22 protein-coding genes are annotated in these 21,665 nt (G+C 66.2%); 6 read left to right on the top strand and 16 right to left on the bottom strand.

Annotated features, from left to right (window positions below):
* Positions 1-4: 4 nt before the first annotated feature.
* Together KVT39_RS10910 and KVT39_RS10905 are read right to left on the bottom strand one after the other, a co-directional pair.
* The gene (locus tag KVT39_RS10910) at positions 5-1,243 is read right to left on the bottom strand and encodes a cyclic nucleotide-binding domain-containing protein (protein ID WP_217588957.1); all 1,239 of its coding nucleotides are present in this window, start codon (positions 1,241-1,243) and stop codon (positions 5-7) included.
* A gap of 238 nt (positions 1,244-1,481) precedes the next feature.
* Positions 1,482-2,144 (bottom strand): glutathione S-transferase family protein, encoded by a 663-nt coding sequence (locus KVT39_RS10905; RefSeq protein WP_131948066.1) that lies wholly within the window; start codon positions 2,142-2,144, stop codon positions 1,482-1,484.
* A gap of 289 nt (positions 2,145-2,433) precedes the next feature.
* Between KVT39_RS10905 and KVT39_RS10900 the strand changes: the two genes are divergently transcribed.
* Entirely contained in the window at positions 2,434-3,792 is a 1,359-nt protein-coding gene (locus KVT39_RS10900) for a polyhydroxyalkanoate depolymerase (RefSeq protein WP_217588955.1), read from the top strand.
* 119 nt (positions 3,793-3,911) lie between these two features.
* Here the strand turns inward: KVT39_RS10900 and KVT39_RS10895 are convergent, their stop codons facing one another.
* From KVT39_RS10895 to kdpF, 13 genes are all read right to left on the bottom strand, one after another.
* A complete protein-coding gene (locus KVT39_RS10895) occupies positions 3,912-4,382 on the bottom strand; it encodes a DUF3761 domain-containing protein (protein WP_034182164.1) in 471 nt (156 codons plus the stop codon).
* Positions 4,383-4,443: 61 nt separating this feature from the next.
* Positions 4,444-4,581 (bottom strand): HHHH-motif protein, encoded by a 138-nt coding sequence (locus KVT39_RS10890; RefSeq protein WP_217588953.1) that lies wholly within the window; start codon positions 4,579-4,581, stop codon positions 4,444-4,446.
* 344 nt (positions 4,582-4,925) lie between these two features.
* Positions 4,926-5,360 carry a cupin domain-containing protein gene (locus KVT39_RS10885; RefSeq protein WP_034182163.1) on the bottom strand — a complete coding sequence of 145 codons (435 nt, stop codon included), beginning with the start codon at positions 5,358-5,360 and terminating at the stop codon, positions 4,926-4,928.
* A gap of 205 nt (positions 5,361-5,565) precedes the next feature.
* Positions 5,566-6,333 (bottom strand): ABC transporter ATP-binding protein, encoded by a 768-nt coding sequence (locus tag KVT39_RS10880; RefSeq protein ID WP_217588952.1) that lies wholly within the window; start codon positions 6,331-6,333, stop codon positions 5,566-5,568.
* 24 nt (positions 6,334-6,357) lie between these two features.
* Positions 6,358-7,071, bottom strand: coding sequence for an ABC transporter permease (locus KVT39_RS10875; RefSeq protein ID WP_105389653.1), 714 nt, complete (start codon positions 7,069-7,071; stop codon positions 6,358-6,360).
* Positions 7,068-7,757, bottom strand: coding sequence for an ABC transporter permease (locus KVT39_RS10870; protein WP_105389654.1), 690 nt, complete (start codon positions 7,755-7,757; stop codon positions 7,068-7,070). The genes KVT39_RS10875 and KVT39_RS10870 overlap by 4 nt, the downstream gene beginning before the upstream one ends.
* Positions 7,758-7,932: 175 nt before the next feature.
* Positions 7,933-8,706, bottom strand: a complete 774-nt coding sequence (locus KVT39_RS10865) for an ABC transporter substrate-binding protein (RefSeq protein ID WP_105133508.1) — start codon at positions 8,704-8,706, stop codon at positions 7,933-7,935.
* Positions 8,707-9,015: 309 nt separating this feature from the next.
* Positions 9,016-9,738: a response regulator gene (locus KVT39_RS10860; protein ID WP_034182158.1), complete on the bottom strand. Its 723-nt coding sequence runs from the start codon at positions 9,736-9,738 to the stop codon at positions 9,016-9,018.
* Positions 9,735-11,414, bottom strand: a complete 1,680-nt coding sequence (locus KVT39_RS10855; protein WP_175746498.1) for a DUF4118 domain-containing protein — start codon at positions 11,412-11,414, stop codon at positions 9,735-9,737. Before KVT39_RS10855 ends, KVT39_RS10860 begins: the two co-directional genes overlap by 4 nt.
* A gap of 80 nt (positions 11,415-11,494) precedes the next feature.
* A complete protein-coding gene (gene kdpB, locus KVT39_RS10850) occupies positions 11,495-13,519 on the bottom strand; it encodes a potassium-transporting ATPase subunit KdpB (RefSeq protein WP_217589002.1) in 2,025 nt (674 codons plus the stop codon).
* Between the two features lie 71 nt (positions 13,520-13,590).
* Complete coding sequence (kdpC, locus tag KVT39_RS10845) at positions 13,591-14,301, bottom strand: potassium-transporting ATPase subunit KdpC (RefSeq protein WP_034182157.1); 711 nt, start codon at positions 14,299-14,301, stop codon at positions 13,591-13,593.
* 10 nt (positions 14,302-14,311) lie between these two features.
* The gene (gene kdpA / locus KVT39_RS10840) at positions 14,312-16,015 is read right to left on the bottom strand and encodes a potassium-transporting ATPase subunit KdpA (protein WP_105389658.1); all 1,704 of its coding nucleotides are present in this window, start codon (positions 16,013-16,015) and stop codon (positions 14,312-14,314) included.
* Between the two features lie 138 nt (positions 16,016-16,153).
* Positions 16,154-16,234, bottom strand: coding sequence for a K(+)-transporting ATPase subunit F (gene kdpF / locus KVT39_RS38650; protein WP_063835069.1), 81 nt, complete (start codon positions 16,232-16,234; stop codon positions 16,154-16,156).
* 336 nt (positions 16,235-16,570) lie between these two features.
* Between kdpF and KVT39_RS10830 the strand changes: the two genes are divergently transcribed.
* The 3 genes from KVT39_RS10830 to hutC all read left to right on the top strand — a co-directional run bounded on the left by KVT39_RS10830 (position 16,571) and on the right by hutC (position 19,053).
* Positions 16,571-16,885 (top strand): hypothetical protein, encoded by a 315-nt coding sequence (locus KVT39_RS10830; RefSeq protein WP_243566180.1) that lies wholly within the window; start codon positions 16,571-16,573, stop codon positions 16,883-16,885.
* 162 nt (positions 16,886-17,047) lie between these two features.
* Entirely contained in the window at positions 17,048-18,175 is a 1,128-nt protein-coding gene (locus KVT39_RS10825) for a porin (protein WP_175746506.1), read from the top strand.
* Between the two features lie 182 nt (positions 18,176-18,357).
* Positions 18,358-19,053 carry a histidine utilization repressor gene (gene hutC, locus KVT39_RS10820; RefSeq protein WP_011548284.1) on the top strand — a complete coding sequence of 232 codons (696 nt, stop codon included), beginning with the start codon at positions 18,358-18,360 and terminating at the stop codon, positions 19,051-19,053.
* Positions 19,054-19,062: 9 nt separating this feature from the next.
* Here hutC and KVT39_RS10815 read toward each other — a convergent pair whose 3' ends face one another.
* Complete coding sequence (locus tag KVT39_RS10815) at positions 19,063-20,304, bottom strand: glycosyltransferase (protein WP_175746507.1); 1,242 nt, start codon at positions 20,302-20,304, stop codon at positions 19,063-19,065.
* Between the two features lie 95 nt (positions 20,305-20,399).
* On the opposite strand from KVT39_RS10815, the gene KVT39_RS10810 reads away from it, so the two are divergent.
* Positions 20,400-21,020 carry a TetR/AcrR family transcriptional regulator gene (locus KVT39_RS10810; RefSeq protein WP_217588950.1) on the top strand — a complete coding sequence of 207 codons (621 nt, stop codon included), beginning with the start codon at positions 20,400-20,402 and terminating at the stop codon, positions 21,018-21,020.
* A gap of 286 nt (positions 21,021-21,306) precedes the next feature.
* Positions 21,307-21,657 carry a hypothetical protein gene (locus KVT39_RS10805; RefSeq protein WP_034182150.1) on the top strand — a complete coding sequence of 117 codons (351 nt, stop codon included), beginning with the start codon at positions 21,307-21,309 and terminating at the stop codon, positions 21,655-21,657.
* Positions 21,658-21,665 lie beyond the last annotated feature (8 nt).

Below are 21,665 nucleotides of genomic sequence, written 5' to 3'. Positions count from 1 at the left end.
CGTGTCACGCATCCGACGCCACGGACGCCGCGCCCGTCGCCGGCGCCTTGGCCGCGCGCACGGCATCCAGCACGCGCTGCTCGATATCCTCGATCTCGATCGGATCGAGCTTGAGCTCGCGGCGCATCACCCACGACACCTCGTTGCGCCGCGCCTCGGTCATCACGGAAAACAGCTTGTCGGCCACCGCGCGATCGTCGAGGTTCGCGATCAGCTTCGCGAGATCGTACGTATCGAACGCGCTGATCACGTCGAACAGCGTGCGCTGGTCGACCCACACGAGATCCTCCAGCGAACGCACGTCGCCACCGCGACGCCCGTTGCGCCGCGAGAAATACGCGACGCCCTTTTGCTCGACGTAACTGAGTACCTTCGATTTGCGGAACGCGAACACTTCGTCGGCAATCTCGCCGTTCGACAGCTTGTTGAGCAACAGCGTCTTCTCGACGCCGATCAGCGATTCGAGATCGGCCAGTTCGATGAGCTCGAGTTCGCTGTTGATCGACAAGTCGAGATCGTGGTCGGCAACCTGCTGCGCGCGGTCGATCACGCGTGCGGCGTCGAATGTGACGACCTGGCGCGCATCGGATGAAGCCGCATAGTCGGCTGCGCCGCCGACATGGTCGGCCTGCGCGGCTTCGATCGTGACGAGATTGAGCTTCTCCATGCGTCGCAGCATCGCGAGCACGTGCGGCCGCGAGTGGCCGGCAATCGCGCGGCATTTGCGGATCATTTCGGCGAGCGGCACCGAGGTTTCGGTCGCATGGGCCTGCATCGGCCGGCGCGCCCAACCGTCGCCGGATTCGCGTGCATCGGCGCCGGCCATCAGCGACAGCACATGGGCATACGACAGCACGCCGGGCATGAAGTCCGCATGCGTGTAGGTCGCGAGCTGGTCGTCCTTGCGCTTCACGCGCCGGATCATCGTTCGCACGATATGGCGCAGCAGCGCCGACACGCGCTCGATTTCTTCATCGAGCATGCCGGCCGGCACGACCGTGAGCTGACAGAACGAAAGCGCCTTCGCGGTATGGGCGCGCGGCTCGGCGGCGAGCAGCGCCGATTCGCCGAAGAACTCGCCGCGGCCGAGCGTCGCGACGATGACGCGCTTGTCGTCGCACCGCGTGGACAGCTCGACCTTGCCGTCGGTGATCAGAAAGATCACGGGCTCGCCCGCGAAGCCCTCCGAATAAATGATTTCTCCGGGCGCCGCTGTACGCGTCCACGATTGCTGACGATTCACGTCGATTCCCCTGCTGCGCTGGTTGTTGCAGACTGCGCGCCGCACGTCGAAAGCATGCGTGTCGCGAGTCGTCCCCGTGACTCGTTTACGTCATCGGGCTCAACATCCTTTAGGGAATTCGCACTCGGTTTAACCCGAAATCAAGGTAAAACGTTTGCGCATTGCGCAGCAGCATAGAGAACCCCATTTCGATGCTTGCGCGTGTAGTGCAATTGAAAGCACGCCGCGATCGCGCGCATCAAAACTCCATGTCGAGTTCGTCGATGTCTTCCTGCTCCGCCTTCGCCGCGTCGATCCACTCGGCGACGAACGGATGCGCGAGCACGCGCATGCAGTATTCGGCGATTTCCGGCTCCAGCTTCACGTCGTAGGTCAGGAAGCGCGTGACGACCGGCGCATACATCGCGTCGGCGACACCGATCTCCGCGCCGAACAGCCAGGGCCCGCCATACGCGGCCAGGCACTCGTGCCAGATCGTCACGATCCGCTGGATGTCGTGCTGCGCGCGCGACCAGATCCGGAAGCCGGGGAAATGCGCGCGCAGGTTCATCGGCAGCGCGGAGCGCAGCGCGCTGAAACCGGAATGCATCTCGCCGCAGATCGACCGGCAATGCGCGCGCGCACGCCGGCCTTCAGGCAGCAGCCGCGCCTGCGGCCGGATTTCGTTCAGGTATTCGGCGATCGCGAGCGTATCCCACACCTTGTTGCCGTCGTGCGTCAGGCATGGCACGAGAATCGACGGCGACAGCAGCAGCAGCTCCGCGCGCGACGCGGCATCGATCGGCACGCTGACGGTGTCGAACGCCAGGCCGCTGAGCTTCGCGAGCAGCCAGCCGCGCATCGACCACGACGAGTAATTGCGGCTGCTGATGGTCAGCGTCGTCTGTCCGGTTGATTCCATGTCGCTCCCCTGCTGAAAGCCGTTCGTGCCCCTGCACCGAAAGCGGACACCGTACCCGTCACCCGCACCATGCGCGTGCGGCGCATTCGCAGAACTGGCGCAGCGCCGCACCGTCTCGCGGCACGCGCCGCTCGCGACGACCGGCGCGGCAACGCATCGCGTTCGGCTGACGGTCGTGGCGTGCCGCCCAAGCCGCCACGCTCCCTGACCGCGTGCAACCTGCGTGCCAGCCGCATGCTGGCACACGGCTTGCCTTGTTCAATACAACGCAGCGCAACGAGCGACGGCCATGAACCTGTTTGCCTATCCGTTTTACCAATGGTCTGCCGAATGCCTGCGCCCGGCGCGCGCATGGGCCGCGACCACGCGCGCGACGATGTCGCTGTGGCCCCCATCCACGTCAACGCCGACGGGTCGCATGGTCGACGCGCTGTGCGAGCTGCTCGAATGCTGCGCGTTCTCGCATCGGCGTCCGCCGTTCGGGATCGCGTCGATCGTCGTCGACGGAGAAACGGTGCCGATCGTCGAGGAGGCTGCCGCGGCCACGCCGTTCGGCACGCTGCTGCATTTCCGCAAGGCGCTGCCGGTCGCGCGCCAGCCGCGCGTGCTGATCGTCGCGCCGATGTCCGGGCATTTCGCGACGCTGCTGCGCGGCACGGTGAACACGATGCTGGCCGACCACGACGTGTACATCACCGACTGGCACAACCCGCGCGACATCCCGCTGACGGCCGGGCGCTTCGGTTTCGACGAATACGTCGAGCATGTGATCGACTTCATCCGCCAGATCGGCCCGGACACGCATGTGCTCGCGATCTGCCAGCCGACCGTCGCCGCGCTCGCGGCGGTCGCGCTGATGGCCGCCGGCGGCGATCCGGCGCAGCCCGCGAGCCTGACGCTGATGGCGGGCCCGATCGACTGCCGCGTGAATCCGACGAAGGTCAACGCGCTCGCCACGAGCCAGACGATCGAATGGTTCGCGAAGAACCTGATCAGCGTGGTGCCGGCCGGCTTCGTCGGTGCGCAGCGGTGCGTGTATCCGGGCTTCGTGCAGGTCGGCGCGTTCATGTCGATGAACCCCGACCGGCATGCGGCGTCGTTTGCCGATATGTATTACCAGCGCGCGAAAGGCGATCCCGCGAAAGCCGACACGCTGCGGCATTTCTACGACGAATACTTCGCGACGGCCGACCTCACCGCGGAGTTCTATCTGGAAACGGTCGAGAAGGTGTTCCAGCAATACGCGCTCGCGCGCGGCGAACTGACGGTGGGCGACAGGCTCGTCGAACCGGCGGCGATTCACCGCACCGCGCTGCTGACGATCGAAGGCGAGAAGGACGATATCTGCGCAGTGGGCCAGACGGTGGCCGCGCAGGAGCTGTGTTCGGGATTGCCGCCGTATCTGAAGACGCACCACGTGCAGACGGGTGCAGGCCACTATGGCGTGTTCAACGGCAGCCGCTGGGAAACGCAGATCTATCCGATCGTGCGCGCGACGATCCACGACAACGAACCGTACGATCGCACCGCGGACGCGGAAGGCAATGCGAACGGCACGCACTACGTCACGCTGCGCGCGCTGCTCGATGCGCGTGCAACCGAACACGATGCGGGGACCGTCGAACCCTCATCGCATCACGCCCACTGAATCCGGGCAACGACGCAACGACCGGCATCGCAAATGAATCGCCCCGCCGGGATGGCGGGGCGTGATTTCCAGCAGCCTTCAGGCGACGCGCGAGCGAATGAACTCGCGCCCGGCTTGCGTTACGAACAGGCCTTGCCGTGCGACGCATGGAAGCCCTTGGCCTTCGCATCCGCTTCCGACATGTAGCTGCCGTGCTTCGTCTTGCCGTAGTACTTGTCGGTCGAGCAGTGATAGACCTTCGTGCTGTCGTTGGCCCACACCTTGCCCGCGCCGCCGCCCGGCGCAGCTGCGGCGGTCGTCGCGGGGGCGCTCTTCGCGGGCGCGGCACCGGATGCAGCGGCAGCGGACGCCGCCGTTGCCGGCGCCGTCGCGGCCGGCGCGCTGGCTGCTGCCGCCGAAGATGCGCCGTACCAGGTCTTCACGCCCTTATGGCCCGCACATGCGCCCTTCTTCGATGCGCCCGAGTAGAACGAACCGTCCTTGCACAGACCGGTCGTGCCGGCCGGCGCGCTGGCCGGAACCTGCGCGAACGCACCGATCGACACACCCATGCCGGCGACGAGCGCGGCGATCAACATCGTCTTTTTCATATTCCTCTCCTGATTTGCCTGAATGATCAATGCGTCCCGGGCGTACCCGAGGAAAATCCCGTTACCGCACCCAGCGGCACATGCGATGGTGGTGATGGTCGTAGTGGCACACACGGTGCGAGTGGGCTTCGGCAAGCGCCGGAGCGAGAATGGCGCATGCCACTGCGGTGGCCGTCAGGATCTTCGCGATGCGCTTCATGGATTTCTCCCGGGTAGGTCAGCCGGTGATCCGGCTGGTACCTCCTTAACGCCGGCCGTCGACAGGCCGTGCACCGCGCAGCCCGCAATTGACGATCTTTGACACCACGTAACAATCCGTCACGCGAAGCTGACGAATATCTTTCCTTTCTTTCCGGATCTTCAGCTTCGCAACCCTTCGGAATTCGAATGAATGGATCGATAGGGAAAGCAGGTCGCGGGTATCAGCAGAGCACGCGGAGGATTCCGGGACGCATCAACGAAAAACCGCCCGAAGGCGGTCTGTCGCAAACGTGCGCACGATGCGCGTCGGTCGGCACATTCGCACCTCGGGAAACCGGACAGCTACGCACCTGTCTCGCCCCACGGCGTCGGCGGTGGCACGGCGCAAGGCCCTTCAACATCGATCGACTTGAAATCGGCGGGCCCGACGATCTCCAGATACTCCATGTCCGGCGAGTAGTCGAACAGGTAGTGGACGATCCCCGGCGCCTGATGCACGCAGTCGCCGGCGGACACCAGCGTTTCCTGCTCGCCGTACATGAAGCGCGCCCAACCCTTCAGCATGTACACGATATGGAACTCGGCCTCGTGACGGTGCCAGCCGGTGCCCGCCGTCGGTGCATGATTCGCCCTGACGAGTTGCGCGACGACCTTGCCGTTCGTCGCGGCCGCGATGCCGAGATCGCGATACAGGAAGAAGTCGCGCAGGCCTTCGCCTTGATACGCGGTGTCCTGCGGCTTCACGTGGGAAAAATGGGTGGTTGTCGGTGTGCTCATCGTGGTGCTCCTTCATTGAAAGGATCAAGCCTGACAAGCACTTAGCGTTCCAGTTTGCGACGGCGCGAAGCCGTGCAGGTTACCGCTCGTGCGTGTCGCGCAGCGGCCTTTGACGGATGCGCTCGCGCAACTGTAAGCGTACTTCAATCTCCGCATCGCCCGGGACGCCATTGCGGCTTCACGGGCGATGCGCAACGCTGCCTGCTTACTTCAACCGCCCCGACAAAAACTGCCCGAGCCGTTCGCTCTTCGGATTCACGAGAATCTCCTGCGGATTCCCTTCCTCCTCGATCTTCCCCTGATGCAGGAAGATCACGTGATTCGACACGTTGCGCGCGAAACCCATCTCGTGCGTGACGACGACCATCGTGCGGCCCTCCTCGGCGAGCTTCTGCATCACCTTCAGCACTTCGCCCACCAGCTCCGGGTCGAGCGCCGACGTCGGCTCGTCGAACAGCATCACTTCCGGCTCCATCGCCAGTGCGCGCGCGATCGCAACACGCTGCTGCTGGCCGCCCGACAGGTGCGACGGATACATGCCCTCGACGCGCGGCGCGAGGCCGACCTTCTCCAGGTACTGGCGCGCCCGCGCGATGGCCTCGTCCTTGCCGATCCCGAGCACGGCCATCGGCGCCTCGATCACGTTCTCGAGCACCGTCATGTGCGCCCACAGGTTGAAGTGCTGGAACACCATCGCGAGCTTCGTGCGCATCCGCTGAAGCTGCTTCTGGTCGGCCACGCGCAGCGCCCCGTTGCGATCGCGCGTGGTCTGGATCGGCTCGCTGCCGATCGTGATCTGCCCCGAGCACGGCTGCTCGAGGAAGTTGATGCAGCGCAGGAACGTGCTCTTGCCGGAGCCGCTCGAGCCGATGATGCTGATCACGTCGCCGGCCTTCGCCTTCATCGACACGCCCTTCAACACCTCGTTGTCGCCGAATTTCTTGTGCAGGTTATCGACTGTGAGCTTGTACATGCTTGGTCCTTCGTTGCGAATGCATTAATGGCCGCGCGGCGAGAGGTACGCGAGCCAGCGCGTCTCGAGCTTGCGGAACGCCCAGATGAGTGCGAACACGACGGCGGCGTACAGCACAGCTGCGATGCCGTAAGCCTGGAACGACATGTACGTCGCCGAGTTGACGTCGCGCGTGACCTTCAGGATGTCGGGCACGGTCGCGGTGAACGCGAGCGTGGTCGCGTGCAGCATCAGGATCACCTCGTTGCTGTAGCTCGGCAGCGAGCGGCGCAGCGCGGAAGGCAGGATGATCCGCGTATAGAGCTTGAAGCGCGACATCCCGTAGGCCTGCCCGGCCTCGATCTCGCCGGCCGACGTCGCCTTGATCGCGCCCGCGAAGATCTCCGTCGCATACGCGCATTCGTTCAGCACGAACGCGAGCAGCGTGCAGTTCATCGCGTTGCGGAAGAACGTATCGAGCAGCACGTGATCGTGCACGACCTGCAGGCTGTAGATGCCCGTGTAGCACATCAGCAGCTGCACGTAGAGCGGCGTGCCGCGAAACACGTACGTATAGAGCCACACGGGGCCCGAGATCCAGCGGTTCGACGATGCGCGCGCGATCGCGAGCGGCACGGCGAGCGCGAAACCGAGCGCGATCGACACGACCAGCAGCCACAGCGTGATCGCGAGGCCGCTGAAGCGGTAGCCGTCGGTATACAGATAGCTTTGCCAGTATTGGCCGATGAGTTCGATCACAGTGCGAGCCTCCGGACGCCGACGGAATAACGCTTCTCGAGGTGATGCAGCACGACGTTGGACACCGTCGTGATCGCGAGGTAGATCGCGCCCGCGGCCAGCGTGAAGAAGAAGAAATCGAGCGTGCTCTTGCCCGCGTCCTGCGACGCCTTGACCACGTCGGCGAGGCCGATGATCGACACGAGCGCGGTGGCTTTCACGAGCACCTGCCAGTTGTTGCCGATGCCGGGCAGCGCGAAGCGCATCATCTGCGGGAACAGGATGCGATGAAACACGCGCCAGCCGCCCATCCCGTACGCGAAGCCGGCTTCGAGCTGGCCGCGCGGCACCGCGAGGAACGCGCCGCGGAACGTCTCGGTGAAATATGCGCCGTAGATGAAGCCGAGCGTCACGACGCCGGCCGCGAACGGGTCGATGTCGATCTGGTCCCAGCCGATCAGGTCGGTCGCGTTGTTCAGCAGGATCTGGATCCCGTAGAACAGCAGCAGCATCAGCACGAGGTCCGGCACCGCGCGGATCAGCGTCGTATAGAAAGTGCCGATCGACTTGAGCACGCGGTTGGTCGACAGTTTCGCGCCCGCGCCGGCAAGCCCCAGCACGAGCGACGCGGCAAGCGACAGCACCGCGAGCTTCACGGTCTCGACCGTGCCGGCCCACAGCAGCGGGCCAAATCCTTGGAAGATCATATAAGGGGTCCAGAACGATGTGGCTGGATTTTCAATAGCCATTAACCGCGCATCAAACGATATCTACGCACTACCTGATGCAACCTGCTCATCAAGCCCGACGCATCCCGTGACGCGGGCGGCGCCCGGCAACAGACGCGGCGCGCACCGCAGCCGATGCGCGCCGCATGGACGGTCAGCCGCCGTAGACGTCGAACGCGAAGTACTTCTTCTCGAGCTTCTTGTACGTGCCGTCCTTGATGATGTCGGCGATCGCGTGGTCGATCTTCGCCTTCAGGTCGGCGTCGTCCTTGCGCAGGCCGATGCCCGCGCCGTTGCCGAGCGTCTTCGGATCGTCGATGTCGCCGCCGGCGAACTGGAAGTTCGCGCCGCGCGGCGTCTTCAGGAAACCGATGTCGGCCTGCACCGCGTCCTGCAGCGCCGCGTCGAGGCGGCCGGACATCAGGTCCTGGTACACGCCGTCCTGGTTCTGGTAAGGCACGACCTGCACGCCCTTCGGCGCCCAGTAGGCCTTCGCGTAGGTTTCCTGAATGGTTCCCTGCTCGACGCCGACCGACTTGCCCTTCAGCGATTCGGCCGTCGGCTGCAGGTTCGCGCCTTTCTTCGCGACGAGGCGCGTCGGCGTGTTGAACAGCTTGTCGGAGAACGCGATCTGCTCGGCGCGCGCCGGCGTCATCGACATCGACGACAGCACGCCGTCGAACTTCTTCGCCTTCAGCGCCGGAATCATCCCGTCGAAGTCGTTCTCGATCCACACGCATTTCGCCTTCAGGCGGGCGCAGATCTCGTTGCCGAGATCGACGTCGAAGCCGACCACCTTGCCGCTTGCGTCCTTCGATTCGAACGGCGGATAGCTGGCGTCGACGCCGAACCGGATCGTCGACCAATCCTTGGCGTGGGCACCGACCGCGATGCAGGCAAGGGCAATACTGAGCGCGAGTTTCTTCATGGAATTCCTGTCAGAGGCGAACTGGGCCGGGGTCACGTCGGGCGGCCCGCACCGGCGCTGCCGGCACGGCGACTCCGCCGCGAACCCTTCCAACCCGGAAATCGCGCTGCCTAGCGACGCTCCAAGTTGTACATACAACTTTGCCTTTTCAGAGGCGTCGCCAGCAATCCGTGTTTATCTCTAATTGTCGGATCATTAGGGTCGCCGGCCGAGATTTTCCTTAAATTTCAATTAACTATGGATTACACGACACTGAATCCCGGCTTTCTCGATGCGTAAGGGAGCGGCCGGAAGGCACGCAACACCTGTCTAGACCTCACGCGTCGCGCCGACCGTTTCCAGCCCGACCAGCCGGTAGCCGAACTGCAGCTCCGTCAGCAGGTGCCGCGGCCTCGCCGGCACCGGTTCGAGTTTCTGCCGCAGGTTCGTCATGTACACACGTACGTAGTGCGCGCGATCCGCGTCGTGAATGCCCCATACCTCGGCCAGCAGTTGCCGCGCGGCAATCACGCCGCCGCGCGCGCGGATCAGCGCGGCGAGCAGCCGGAATTCGAGGCGCGTCAGATGGACGGGCTCGCCGCCGCGCACGACTTCATGCCGGCCGAGATCGACGGTCACGTCGCCGAACCGCACGATCGACGACGCTTGCCCGTCGGCCGACACGAACGCCGCGCGCCGCAACAGCGCACGCGCCCGCGCGAGCAGTTCGGGCACGCCGAACGGCTTCGCGAGGTAATCGTCCGCACCAGCGTCGAGCGCGGCGACCTTCTCCACTTCCTGCTGCCGCGCCGACAGCACGATCACGGGCACCGTCGACCACTCGCGCAGCTCGCGGATGAACGCCTTGCCGTCGCCGTCCGGCAGCCCGAGATCGACGATCACGAGATCGGGCTTGCTGCTCGACGCATACATCCGCGCCTCGCGGGCCGTCGACGCCTCGCAGGCGTCGAGCCCTTCCTGTTCCAGCGCCATCCTGACGAAACGGCGGATGTCGGATTCGTCTTCGACGATAAGTACGCGCGATCTGATCATGTGTGGCTCTCATGTTCGATATCGGGCGGCGCGCCCAACGGCAGGCGAATCTCGAACCGCGCGCCGTGCGGATCGAGCGGCACCGCGCGGATCGACCCGCCGTGCGCGTTGACGATGCTGCGGCACAGCGCGAGCCCGAGCCCCACGCCGCTGATCGACGACTCCTTGCGTTCGCGCTCGAACGGTTCGAACAGCGGCTCGGTATTGCGCGCGACGAAGCCGGGCCCGTCGTCCTCGACGAACACGTACAACGTTTCGCCGAACACGCGCGCGCGCACCGACACGGCCGCATCCGCGCCCGCATACTTCGCGGCGTTGTCGAGCAGGTTCATCAGCACGCGCTCGATCAGCAGCGCGTCGACGTCGATCAGCGGCAGGTCGGCGGGCAAGTCGGCGCTCACGTCGCGGCCGGCCAGCACGCCGGCCGAATGCGCGAGCGCACTGCCGACGATCTCGTCGAGCATGTGCCACTCGCGATTCAGCCGCACGCCTTCGCTCTGCATGCGCGCGAGATCGAGCAGGTTCACGACGAGCCCGTGCAGTGCCTCGGCCTGGTTACGGATGCCGTGCGCGAGCGCGGCCGGCTGCCCGTCCGCCAGACGTTCCGGCCGCTCCAGCGTCTCGGCGAGCCCGCGGATTGCGGTAAGCGGCGTCTTCAGGTCGTGCGACACGGCGGCCAGCAACGCGTTGCGCAACCGCTCGCCTTCGATCCGCACGAGCGTGTGCTGCGCGACGTCGACGTAGTGCACGCGTTCGAGCGCCATCGCGATCGACGAGCACAGCGCGTCGATCAGGCGGCGATCGTCGGGGTCCGTCGGCACCGGCTGCGCGTCGCCGAACAGCACGAGCACGCCGCGCACGCGCATCGGCGCCTTCAGCGGCAGGTACTGCGCGGCCGCGCGCTCGAACGGCGCCATCCCGCACCCGGCACCGCGCGCCTGCTCGTATGCCCAGCGCGCGATCGGCGTCTCCACGAACCCTGCGTGTTGGGTCGGCATCAGCCGGTCGTTCTCGTCGGGCAGCACGAGCGCGATGCGCACGCCGAGCAGCGGCGCAATCGTGCCGGTGCAGATCGATGCGATCTGCTCGGTCCCGATCGCGGCCGACAGATCGTGCGCGACGCGCGCGAGCGCCGCCGAGCGTTTCTCGTTCGCACGCGCGGCGCGGGCCTCCGCGCGCAGGCGCGCCGCGAGCTGGCCGATCGCGAGCGCGACGGCCAGCATCAGCGCGAACGTGAACACGTATTGCGTATCGGACACCGCGAACGACAGCCGCGGCTCGACGAAGAAGAAGTCGAAGCAGCCGACGCAGACGAACGCGGCCCACGCGCCGGCCAGCCGGCCGAGCCGCAGCGCGATCAGCACGACGGTCATCAGGAACAGCATCACGACGTTCGACAGGTCGAACACGCGCAGCAGCGCGCTCGCCGCGAGCGTCGCCAGCGCGCAGACGAGCGTGGCCCACAGCAGCGGCGCCGCGTACTGCGACATCCATACTTGCGCGCGCGGGTGCGCTTCCCGCACGGCGAGCGTCGGCCGCGTGTCGGGCCCGGCGCCCGCGATGCGCTCGGCGATGCCCGCGCACGCGCGCAGCAAGAGCTGCCAGCGGCCGCGGCTCGACGCGGTTTCCAGCGGCACCCTCGCCCGTCGATTCGCTTCGTTCACGTTCACATCCATGATCGCTTCCGGCAAATGAAACGCCGAACGGCCCCGCGCACGCCGCGAAAGCGTGAGCGGGGCCGCGACGGCGCGTTCGGTCAGATAAACGGCGTCAGCAGCATGTCGATCAGCTTGATGCCGATGAACGGCGCGACGATCCCGCCCACGCCGTAGATCAGCAGGTTGCGCCCCAGCAGCTTCCCGGCCGGCTCCGCGCGATACTTCACGCCCTTCAGCGCGAGCGGAATCAGCGCGACGATGATCAACGCATTGAAGATCACCGCCGACAGGATCGCCGACGTCGGGCTGTGCAGCCCCATCACGTTCAGCGCGCCGAGCGCCGGATACGTCGCGACGAACGCGGCCGGGATGATCGCGAAATACTTCGCGAGATCGTTCGCGACGCTGAACGTGGTCAGCGCGCCGCGTGTCATGATCATCTGCTTGCCGACTTCGACCACCTGCATCAGCTTCGTCGGGTTGCTGTCGAGGTCGACCATGTTGGCCGCTTCCTTCGCCGCCTGCGTGCCGCTGTGCATCGCGACGGCCACGTCGGCCTGCGCCAGCGCGGGTGCGTCGTTGGTGCCGTCGCCCGTCATCGCGACGAGATGGCCCTTCGCCTGGTGCTCGCGGATCAGCCGCAGCTTGTCCTCGGGCGTCGCTTCGGCAAGGTAATCGTCGACGCCGGCTTCCGCCGCGATCGCGGCCGCGGTCAGCCGGTTGTCGCCGGTGATCATCACGGTCTTCACGCCGACCTTGCGCAGCTCGGCGAAGCGCGCGGCGATCCCGTGCTTGACGATGTCCTTCAGCTCGATCGTGCCGAGCACGCGCAAGCCGTCGGCGACGACGAGCGGCGTGCCGCCGCGCCGCGCGATGTCGTTGACGGCCGTCTCGACCGCGTGCGGAAACGCGCCGCCGAGCGCATCGACGTGCGCGCGGATCGCGGACGCCGCACCCTTGCGCACCTGCCGCTCGCCGATATCGAGGCCGCTCATCCGCGTGCGTGCGCTGAACGGCACCGCGATGCTGCCGTCGCTCGCGGCCACCTCCAGCGAGAAGCGCTGCTTCGCGAGCGCGACGATCGAGCGCCCTTCGGGCGTCTCGTCGGCCAGCGACGACAGTTGCGCGGCCTCGGCCAGCGCACGCTCTTCCACGCCGGGCGCCGGCCGGAACTGCACGGCCTCGCGGTTGCCGAGCGTGATCGTGCCGGTCTTGTCGAGCAGCAGCACGTCGACGTCGCCGGCCGCCTCGATCGCGCGACCGGACGTCGCGAGCACGTTCGCGCGCATCATGCGGCTCATCCCGGCGATGCCGATCGCCGACAGCAGCGCGCCGATCGTCGTCGGGATCAGGCAGACCAGCAGCGCGATCAGCACGGTCAGGCTCACGGCCGCGCCCGATGCATTCAGCAGCACGCTGAACTGCGAGAACGGCAGCAGCGTCACGCACACGAGCAGGAAGATGATCGTCAGCGCGACGAGCAGGATCGTCAGCGCAATCTCGTTCGGCGTCTTGCCGCGTTTCGCGCCTTCGACCATCGCGATCATCCGGTCGAGAAACGCTTCGCCGGGTTGCGCGGTGATCTTCACGACGATCCAGTCGGACAGCACGCGCGTGCCGCCCGTCACCGACGAGAAGTCGCCGCCGGATTCGCGGATCACCGGCGCCGATTCGCCGGTAATTGCCGATTCGTCGACCGACGCGACGCCGTCGATCACTTCGCCGTCGGCAGGAATCGTGTCGCCGGCCTCGACGAGCACGATGCTGCCGGCGGCGAGCTCGTCGCTCGGCACGCGATGGCTGGTGCTGCCGTATTGCTTCGGCTCGTCGAGCACCTTCGCGTACACGCGCTTGCGCGCCGCGCGCAGCGCGTCGGCCTGCGCCTTGCCGCGCCCTTCGGCCAGCGCCTCGGCCGCGTTCGCGAACAGCACGGTGAACCACAGCCAGCACGCGACCGCGAAGATGAAGCCGGCCGGCGCGTCGCCGGTGCCGGTCAGCGCCTGCAGCCACAACACGGTCGTGACGATGCTGCCGAGATAGACGACGAACATCACCGGGTTTTTCAGCTGCACGCGCGGCGAGAGCTTGCGGACCGCCTCGCGCAGCACGGCCGTCCAGCGCATCGGCGGCACGCCGCCGATCGGCATGGCCGCGGGGTTGATCGGGGTTTCGATATGGGACATGAGTGACTCCGTTATTCCTGCTCTTTCTGCGCGCCGGCTGCGTGGCCGAATGCATGGTCGAGCGCGAGGTTCAGGTCGAGCACGCGCACGCGCGGTTCGCCGAGCACGCCGAGCTGGCGCGGTGCGGCGATGCGATCGACCAGCGCCGTGACCTTCGCGGCATCGATGCCGCGCGCATGGGCGACCCGCGCCGCCTGCAGCCGCGCGTTCGCGACCGAGATCTCCGGATCGAGCCCCGACGCGGACGCGGTGACGGCGTCCACCGGCACCGGCGTGCCGTCGGCGAGTGCGTTCTGCTGCCGGTACGCACGCACGCGCTGCTCAATATCCGCGAGCAGCTTCTTGCTGGTCGCGCCCTGGTTGCTCGCGCCGCTGCCGGCCGCGTTGTACGGCTGGTCGACCGTCTTCGACGGATCGGCCGGATCGGTGCCGACCGTCGCGCTCGGCCGCGCATGGAAGTAGCCGGCGCGCGTGAAGTTCTGTCCGATCACCGCGGAGCCGATCGTCGTGCCGTCACGCTGGACGAGACTGCCGCGCGCCTGCGCCGGGAACAGCACGTTCGCGACGCCCGTGGTCAGCAGCGGATACGCGATGCCGGTGACGAGCATGAACAGCACCGACGATGCGATCACGGGCCGCACGAGGCCGCGCGTCGCCGCGCCGAACGAAGAACCGGGTGCCGGCGCGGCGACGGCCGCTGCCTGGCGATTGCGTTGCATCATGATGTTTCCCTCAGAACAGTTGGCCGCCCGACATCAGCAGGTGCTCGACGACCGGGCCGAGCGCGAGCGCGGGCAGGAACGTGAGACCGCCGACGACGAGGATCACGAAGATCAGCAGGCCGGCGAACAGGCCGGTCGACGTCGACAGCGTGCCGGCGCTTTCCGGCACGCTCTTCTTCGCGGCGAGGCTGCCCGCGACCGCGAGCATCGGCAGCAGCGTCAGGTAGCGGCCGATCAGCATTGCGAAGCCGATCGTCGTGTTGAAGAACGGCGTGTTCGCGTTCAGGCCCGCGAACGCGGAGCCGTTGTTCGCCGTGCCCGACGTGTACGCGTACAGCACTTCGCTGAAGCCGTGCGGCCCGAGGTTCGCGAGGCTGTTCATCGTCGCAGGCAACATCGCGGCCAGCGCGGTGAAGCCGAGGATGCTGAACGGATGCGCAAGCACCGCGAGCATCACGAGCTTCATCTCGCGCGCCTCGATCTTCTTGCCGAGAAACTCCGGCGTGCGGCCGATCATCATCCCGACGAGGAACACCGTGAGGATTGCGAACGTGAACAGGTTGATCAACCCGACGCCGTCGCCGCCGAACACGTTGTTCAGCATCATCTGCGCGATCGGCACGAGCCCGCCGAGCGGCGTCAGCGAGTCGTGCATTGCGTCGACCGAGCCGGTGGTCGCGGCCGTCGTGACGGTCGCGAACAGGCTCGTCTGCGCGATGCCGAAGCGCATCTCCTTGCCTTCCATGTTGCCGCCCGGCTGCACGGCGCTCATCTGCTGGTCGACGCCGAGCCCGGTCAGCAGCGGATTGCCGTGCTGCTCGGCCTGGTAGATCACGGCGAGGAAGCCGACGAACATCACGACGAACGCGCCGAGGATCACCCAGCCCTGGCGGCGCCGGCCGATCATCGTGCCGAGCGTATAGGTCAGCGCGGACGGAATCAGCAGCATCGACAGCATATGCAGCGTGTTGGTGAGCGGCGTCGGGTTCTCGAACGGATGCGCGGCGTTCATGCTGAAGAAGCCGCCGCCGTTCGTGCCGATGTGCTTGATCGATTCGAGGCTCGCAACCGGCCCCATCACGATCTGCTGGCGCGCACCTTCGAGCGTGGTCGCCCACGCGTCGGACGCGAGCGTCTGCGGCATGCCCTGCCACACGTACACGAGCGCCATCACGAAGCTGAGCGGCAGCAGCACGCGGTAGGTCACGCGCGTGAAATCGACCCAGTAGTTGCCGATGTCGGCCGCGCTCTTGCGGCTCAGCCCGCGAATGAAGCCGCCCGCGGCCGCGATGCCGGTCGCGGCGCTGACCATCATCAGGAACGTGATGACGGCCATCTGCGAGAAGTTCGACAGGCTGCTCTCGCCCGCATACGCCTGCCAGTTCGTGTTCGTGATGAACGACGCGGCCGTGTTGAACGCGAGGTCGGGGCTTTGCGCGGCGCGCTGCAGCGCATCGAACGGCAGCGCGTCCTGGATGCGCAGCAGCAGATAGCCGAGCAGCATCATCGCGGCATTGCCGAGCAGCAGCACCATCCCGTAGCGCTGCCACGACATCGCTTCGTCGGGATTCACGCCGAGCAGCGCATAGGTGCGGCGTTCGACCCACGCGTGACGCGGGCTCGTAAAGGCGTGCGCAAGCCATTTCCCGACGACGGGCACCAGCGCCAGCATGATCGCGAGAACGATCGCGAATTGAATCAGATTGTTGAACATGTCGACACTCGCTCAGATCCGGTCGAGACCGGTGATGAAACCGGCCGTCAATGCAAAGAACGCAAGCGTGAACAGTACGAAAAGCAGATCGCTCATGACATTCACCGATATTTTCGAATTCCTGTTGAATCGTGCCGATCAATACCGCTCGGGCTTGATCAATGCATGAAACAGATAGATAAAGAGCGCGATCGATACCGCGCCGGTGATCCACAACATGGCTTTCCCCTTTGTTCGTATGCGCGGAATATCCACGCGATCGTCTGCGTATCGGGCCTTGCCGCGTCGGCGCGGGCCCGAGTGACGCCCCATGCTCATCTGGAGAATGGGATGCGACAGTGTAGAAATTCACGTATCAAAGCGGTGTTCAATTTCCTTACGGGGAATAAAAAAGCTGTAAAGACGAAAGCCGGCGGCCGTGGTGTTTTTTATATGTTCTTTTCAGCGGCGGTGCGAGTCTATACACCGTATCGTCGCGGCGATTCCTAGAATGGGCGTCATGTCCAACACGAGACCTCCGCGGTGCGGAGCACGATGCGACCCGGGGATGAACGCATGAAACCGACCAGAACCGAATCCGCCGCCTCACGCGATCTGCCGCCGGTTCGTGCGCGGCGCCGGTGCCCCGCGGACGACCTCGTGCTGCTGTCGATCCGCGTCGAATCGGACAATCTCGCCGTCGTGCGGCGCCTGCTTCATCAGGCTGTCGGCGCCGCGCTCAATTTCTATACGGCCGCGCTCGACAAACGCACCGGGCGCGCTTGCATTGAGCTCGAAGTCGCGCGGTCGCAGGCATCGCCGGCGATCATGGCGATCCTCCGCCTGCTGCCGGCCGCCGAGTTCGGCACGATCCGCCTGTTGCAGCACTAGCCGGCAGCCGTTTCGGCCGCGCGACGCCTCCCTTTCATCGATTCGAACGCACGCATCCGGCACGAACGGGCGAGGTTCTTCACGAACCGAACGCGTTCGCGCCGGCGCGCGCGACGGATCGTCGTTCCCGTCGTTACGGGCCTTTCCCAGGAAGCACAAACAATGAAAAAAGCAGTCGTCGGTACCCTCTCCCTCGCGTTCTTCGGCGCCGCCGCGCATGCGCAAAGCAGCGTCACGCTCTACGGGATGCTGGATGCCGGTATCGCCTATACGAACAACCAGTCGGGCAAAAGCGTGTGGCAGCAAGGCAGCGGCCTGCTGTCGAATACGGTCTTCGGGCTGAGCGGCAACGAGGATCTCGGCGGCGGCCTGCATGCGCTGTTCCGCCTCGAGAACGGCTTCAACCTGAACAACGGCACGCAGTCCTACCGGAACACGATGTTCGGCCGCCGTGCGTACGTCGGCCTGCAAAGCGACCAATACGGCGCGCTGACGCTCGGCCGGCAATACGACTCCGTGGTCGACTATCTCGGCCCGCTGGCAATGGCGAACAACGGCGACGGCAACAACCTCGCGTCGCATCCGTTCGACAATGACAACATCGACGATTCGTTCTACATCGACAACGCGGTGAAATACACGAGCCCGACGCTCGCCGGCTGGCAGTTCGGCGGCCTGTACGGGTTCAGCAACGCGGCCGGTGGCTTCGCGAACAACCGCGCGTACAGCGCGGGCGTGTCGTATGCGAACGGGCCGGTCAGCCTCGGCGCGGCGTACCTGCAGCTCAACCGCGGCGGGCTGACGGCCGGCGGTGCGCTGTCGACGAACGATGGCCCGAACTTCCCCGCCGTGCGCCAGCGCGTGGTGGGCGCCGGCGGCAGTTATGCGTTCGACCGGCTGACGGTCGGCGCACTGTGGACGCATTCGATGTTCGACGAAACGGCCGCGTCGTCGCTGCCCGGCGCGCTGAACGCGCTGCGCTTCGACAACTACGAGATCAACGCGCGCTATGCGCTGACGCCGGCGGTCTCGTTCGCGGGCGCCTATACGTTCACCGAAGGCCGCTACGACGACGCAACCGGCAGCCACCGGCCGAAATGGCACCAGGTGACGCTGATGGCCGACTACGCGCTGAGCAAGCGCACCGACGTGTATGCGGAAACCGTGTACCAGCACCAGTTCGGCGTGCCGTCGGGCGCGCCGCTCGGGTTCGCGAACGTCACCGGGCTCGCGGCTTCGTCGACGAATACGCAGGTGGTCGCAACGGTCGGCATCCGGCATCGGTTCTGACCGCGCACAGGCCATCGAAGGCCGGCCGCCCTGTGCAATCCCGCATGGACGCGCGCCGGCCGAACAGGGATCATTCGGGGAATCCGGGCCCGCGCGCCCGCGAAACCGGTACACTCGGCGCCGGGCGCGCGCCGGATCGGCATTCGGCGGCGGGCCGCTGCCGACTCTCGAATCCCGATCCCATGACCACACCGATCTATCAGGAAATCAAGGACTTCATCCTCGCGCGGATTCATGCCGGCGAGTGGGCGGAAGGCGACCAGGTGCCGTCGGAGAACGAGCTCGCGCGCGAATTCAACGTCGCGCGGATGACCGTCAACCGCGCGCTGCGCGAGCTGACGGCCGAACAGGTGCTCACGCGCACGCGCGGCTCGGGCACGTATGTCGCATCGCCGAAGTACGAATCGACGCTCGTCGCGATCCGCAGCATCTCCGACGAAGTCGCCGCGCGCGGCCACGGCTATCGCGCGCAGGTGCTGCAGGTCGGCGCGGCCGTCGCCGATGCGAAGCTCGCCGACGAGCTGCAGCTCGACACCGGCAGCCCGATCTTCCATTCGCGCGTGTTGCATTTCGAGAACGACACGCCCGTGCAGCTCGAGGAGCGCTGGGTCAATCCGGCCTGCGCGCCCGAATATGCGTTGCAGGACTTCACGACGACGACGCCGAACCAGTACCTGACGCGCGTCGCGCCGTTGCAGCGCGTCGAATACCGGATCGAGGCCGCGATGCCCGACGCCGAAACGCGCCGCCATCTGACGATGGACGACCGCGAACCGTGCCTGCTGCTGCATCGGCGCACGTGGTCGCAAGGGTTGGTCGCGTCGGTCGCCAATCTGTGGCACCCGGGCAGCCGCTACCGGTTCACCGGGCATTTCTGACGCGCGGCCTCACCGCGCGCCGGGGCGCGCCCATCGCTCGATCGCGCCGACCGCCAGCTTCAAGCCGTCCTCTTGAGCGATGCGCTCGCCGAGTTCCATTGCACGCGCTTTCGTGTCGGCGCGCTCGGCAAACGCGATAGCCCGCGCAAGCGCGGCACCGTCCACACGCCGCCCCGCGACCGGCGCATCCGCGACGCCGAGCCGCCGCAGCCGGTTCGCCCAGAAGAACTGATCGCCCGCGAACGGCACGACGATCGACGGAATGCCCGCCCGCGCGGCCGAATGCGTGGTGCCCGATCCGCCGTGATGGATCGCCATCGACACGCGCGGGAACAGCCAGTCGTGCGGCGTGTCGCCGATCACGCGGACGTGCGCCGGCAGCAGCGACGCATCGATGCCGCTCCAGCCCGGATAGAACAGCGCGCGCCGGCCGTCGAGCGCACGCACCAGCGCGTCGGCCATCGCCGCGCGGTCGAAGCCGGCCATGCTGCCGAAGCCGATGTACACCGGCGGATCGCCCGAATCGAGAAAGGTGGAAAGTTCAGGCGACGGCGCCCATGCACTTGCATCGATATGCCATTGCCCGCATGCAAGCACCTGCGACGGCCAGTCGGCCGGGCCGGATAGCAGCGCCGGCGATACGCCGTACAGCATCGGATGATCGGTCCACACCCGCTTGCGCGGCGGCAGCCCGCACACGCTTGCGCGCGCCGCATTCGTCGCCTTCCTGAACGCCTGCCACAGCAGTGCATTGACGAACCGGTGGCTCGCGCGGTTCAGCCAGCGCGGCAGCTTGCCCGGCGGCAGGAACGGCGACGCGAATTCGGCGGTCGGCGTGATCGGGATCATGCCGGTGCCGATCGCCGGCACGCGGCGATATTCGGCGACCGACAACCCGACGAACGACGCGAGCCCGGACACGAGGATCGCATCGCAACCGGCCGATGCGTCAGCGATTTCGCGCATCCATGCGGCCGTGTTCGCATTCGCGATCGCCGCGAGCGCCTTCGACGTGTCGTTGAAACCGCCGCGCCCGCGCACCGCGTCCGACAACGCGCCGTCCGGTGCGATCGCGCGGCGGATATCGCCGGACAACGGCGCCGATGGCACGCCGAGCGCGTCGGCCGAACCGAGCGTCGCGGCATCGGCCAGCAGCCGGACATCGTGGCCGGCATCCATCAGCGCGCGGCCGAGCGCCGCGAGCGGGCGCGTATCGCCTTCGGTGCCGTAGGTGGCGATGACAAGCTTCATGCGTGACTCCTCGTTCCATCGACGGGAACTGGTGGATCTCAAAAAATGCACGTCGTATACTAATGCAATTCATGCACTTTCAGCAGATCCCCATCATGCCGATTCCGACCGAAGATCCGGGCCGCCGCGCGCGCAAGCGCATCCAGATGCTCGCGCATCTCGCCGCCACCGGCGCGCGCCTGTTCGATGCGCACGGCTACGAAGCCGTCACGATGGAACAGATCGCCGCGCAGGCCGATGTCGCGAAGCGCACGCTATACAACCACTTTCCGACGAAGGAGGCCGTGCTCGCGCACTGGCTCGAAGGCGAGCTCGCGCGTGACCTCGCGCATCTGCAGCGCGACGTCGCGCGGCGCAAGACCTTTGCGTCGCGCATCGGCTGCGTGCTCGACGCGTCGGCCGCATGGTGCGAGCAGCATCCGGTGTACCTGCTCGCGTATCTGCGGCACCGCTTCCTGAGCATCGGTACGGTCGATCCGGAAAGCGGCGGGGAGAACGGCAGCGATATCGCGCTGGTGTGGCAGCAACTGATCGCCGCGGGGCAGCAATCCGGCGAACTGAACGCAACGCTGCGGGCCGACCAGCTCGCGACGTGGTTCCATCACCTGTATCTCGCGGCGATGCTGCGCTGGCTGACGGTGCCGGGGCTGCCGCTGAAACGGGAGTTTCAGTCGGTCGCGAAGTTGTTTGTCGAAGGCGCGGAAGCGAAAAGCTGAGCGCATTGATCGGCAATCCGGAACAGCATCCGGAGTGGTTGCTGCCGAATGCATCGGGCGCCACGCAACCGGCCGACATGCCGCATCCGGCGAGTGCCGCACGTTGAATGCGTCGCGCAGCGCATACGGTTTTCCACGACGAATGCACGCACTGCATGCCAAATGTGCCGCGCAGCAGTATGCTGGTGTCGAACGGCTGCGCACGGTGCATCGGGTAATCCCGTAATTCGCACGTTGTCGCGCCGCCGTCGCGACCGCAACCCTGCGTTGCAAGGAGGGATTCGTGATGGCTACCACGCATCAGCACTTCCACCTCGAACTACGGCACGCCACCGCGCCGACCTATTTCATCAGCTACCTGTTTCCCGCCTTGCTGTTCATTTACGAACTGCTGCGCGTCGGCCAGTGGATCCGCGATCACGGGATGCAATTCGCCGCGTTCAAGCAGATGGGTTACGAGTATCTGCTGATGCTGCTGTTCGTCGGGTTGCAGATCGTCGTCGAGGCGATCTTCCTGCTCGGTGCCGCGATGCGTCGCGATCGCGACTTCGAGCATCGGCTGCCGAACGTGATCCTCGGCATCGGCTGCTCGATCGCGCTGCTCGCGATCGATCTCGCGATCCAGCTGGCGTTCTGACGGCCGGC

The organism is Burkholderia sp. GbtcB21 (assembly GCF_019091065.1).
Classification (GTDB): domain Bacteria; phylum Pseudomonadota; class Gammaproteobacteria; order Burkholderiales; family Burkholderiaceae; genus Burkholderia; species Burkholderia pyrrocinia_C.
The sequence above is the reverse complement of the archived record's forward strand: the minus strand, read 5'-3'. Positions and strand labels throughout refer to the sequence as shown.

Bases quoted from the DNA above. Each gene is read 5' to 3' on its own strand.
- KVT39_RS10825 (WP_175746506.1), top strand. From the start codon at position 17,048: ATGAAAAAAGCAGTCGTCGGTACCCTCTCCCTCGCGTTCTTCGGCGCC.
- KVT39_RS10855 (WP_175746498.1), bottom strand. From the start codon at position 11,414: ATGGATGTGAACGTGAACGAAGCGAATCGACGGGCGAGGGTGCCGCTG.
- KVT39_RS10810 (WP_217588950.1), top strand. From the start codon at position 20,400: ATGCCGATTCCGACCGAAGATCCGGGCCGCCGCGCGCGCAAGCGCATC.
- KVT39_RS10860 (WP_034182158.1), bottom strand. From the start codon at position 9,738: ATGATCAGATCGCGCGTACTTATCGTCGAAGACGAATCCGACATCCGC.
- kdpC (WP_034182157.1), bottom strand. From the start codon at position 14,301: ATGATGCAACGCAATCGCCAGGCAGCGGCCGTCGCCGCGCCGGCACCC.
- KVT39_RS10890 (WP_217588953.1), bottom strand. From the start codon at position 4,581: ATGAAGCGCATCGCGAAGATCCTGACGGCCACCGCAGTGGCATGCGCC.
- KVT39_RS10880 (WP_217588952.1), bottom strand. From the start codon at position 6,333: ATGTACAAGCTCACAGTCGATAACCTGCACAAGAAATTCGGCGACAAC.
- KVT39_RS10815 (WP_175746507.1), bottom strand. From the start codon at position 20,304: ATGAAGCTTGTCATCGCCACCTACGGCACCGAAGGCGATACGCGCCCG.
- KVT39_RS10905 (WP_131948066.1), bottom strand. From the start codon at position 2,144: ATGGAATCAACCGGACAGACGACGCTGACCATCAGCAGCCGCAATTAC.
- kdpF (WP_063835069.1), bottom strand. From the start codon at position 16,234: ATGTTGTGGATCACCGGCGCGGTATCGATCGCGCTCTTTATCTATCTG.
- KVT39_RS10830 (WP_243566180.1), top strand. From the start codon at position 16,571: ATGAAACCGACCAGAACCGAATCCGCCGCCTCACGCGATCTGCCGCCG.
- kdpA (WP_105389658.1), bottom strand. From the start codon at position 16,015: ATGTTCAACAATCTGATTCAATTCGCGATCGTTCTCGCGATCATGCTG.
- KVT39_RS10870 (WP_105389654.1), bottom strand. From the start codon at position 7,757: ATGATCTTCCAAGGATTTGGCCCGCTGCTGTGGGCCGGCACGGTCGAG.
- KVT39_RS10885 (WP_034182163.1), bottom strand. From the start codon at position 5,360: ATGAGCACACCGACAACCACCCATTTTTCCCACGTGAAGCCGCAGGAC.
- KVT39_RS10900 (WP_217588955.1), top strand. From the start codon at position 2,434: ATGAACCTGTTTGCCTATCCGTTTTACCAATGGTCTGCCGAATGCCTG.
- KVT39_RS10805 (WP_034182150.1), top strand. From the start codon at position 21,307: ATGGCTACCACGCATCAGCACTTCCACCTCGAACTACGGCACGCCACC.
- KVT39_RS10895 (WP_034182164.1), bottom strand. From the start codon at position 4,382: ATGAAAAAGACGATGTTGATCGCCGCGCTCGTCGCCGGCATGGGTGTG.
- hutC (WP_011548284.1), top strand. From the start codon at position 18,358: ATGACCACACCGATCTATCAGGAAATCAAGGACTTCATCCTCGCGCGG.
- KVT39_RS10865 (WP_105133508.1), bottom strand. From the start codon at position 8,706: ATGAAGAAACTCGCGCTCAGTATTGCCCTTGCCTGCATCGCGGTCGGT.
- kdpB (WP_217589002.1), bottom strand. From the start codon at position 13,519: ATGCGCTGGACGGCCGTGCTGCGCGAGGCGGTCCGCAAGCTCTCGCCG.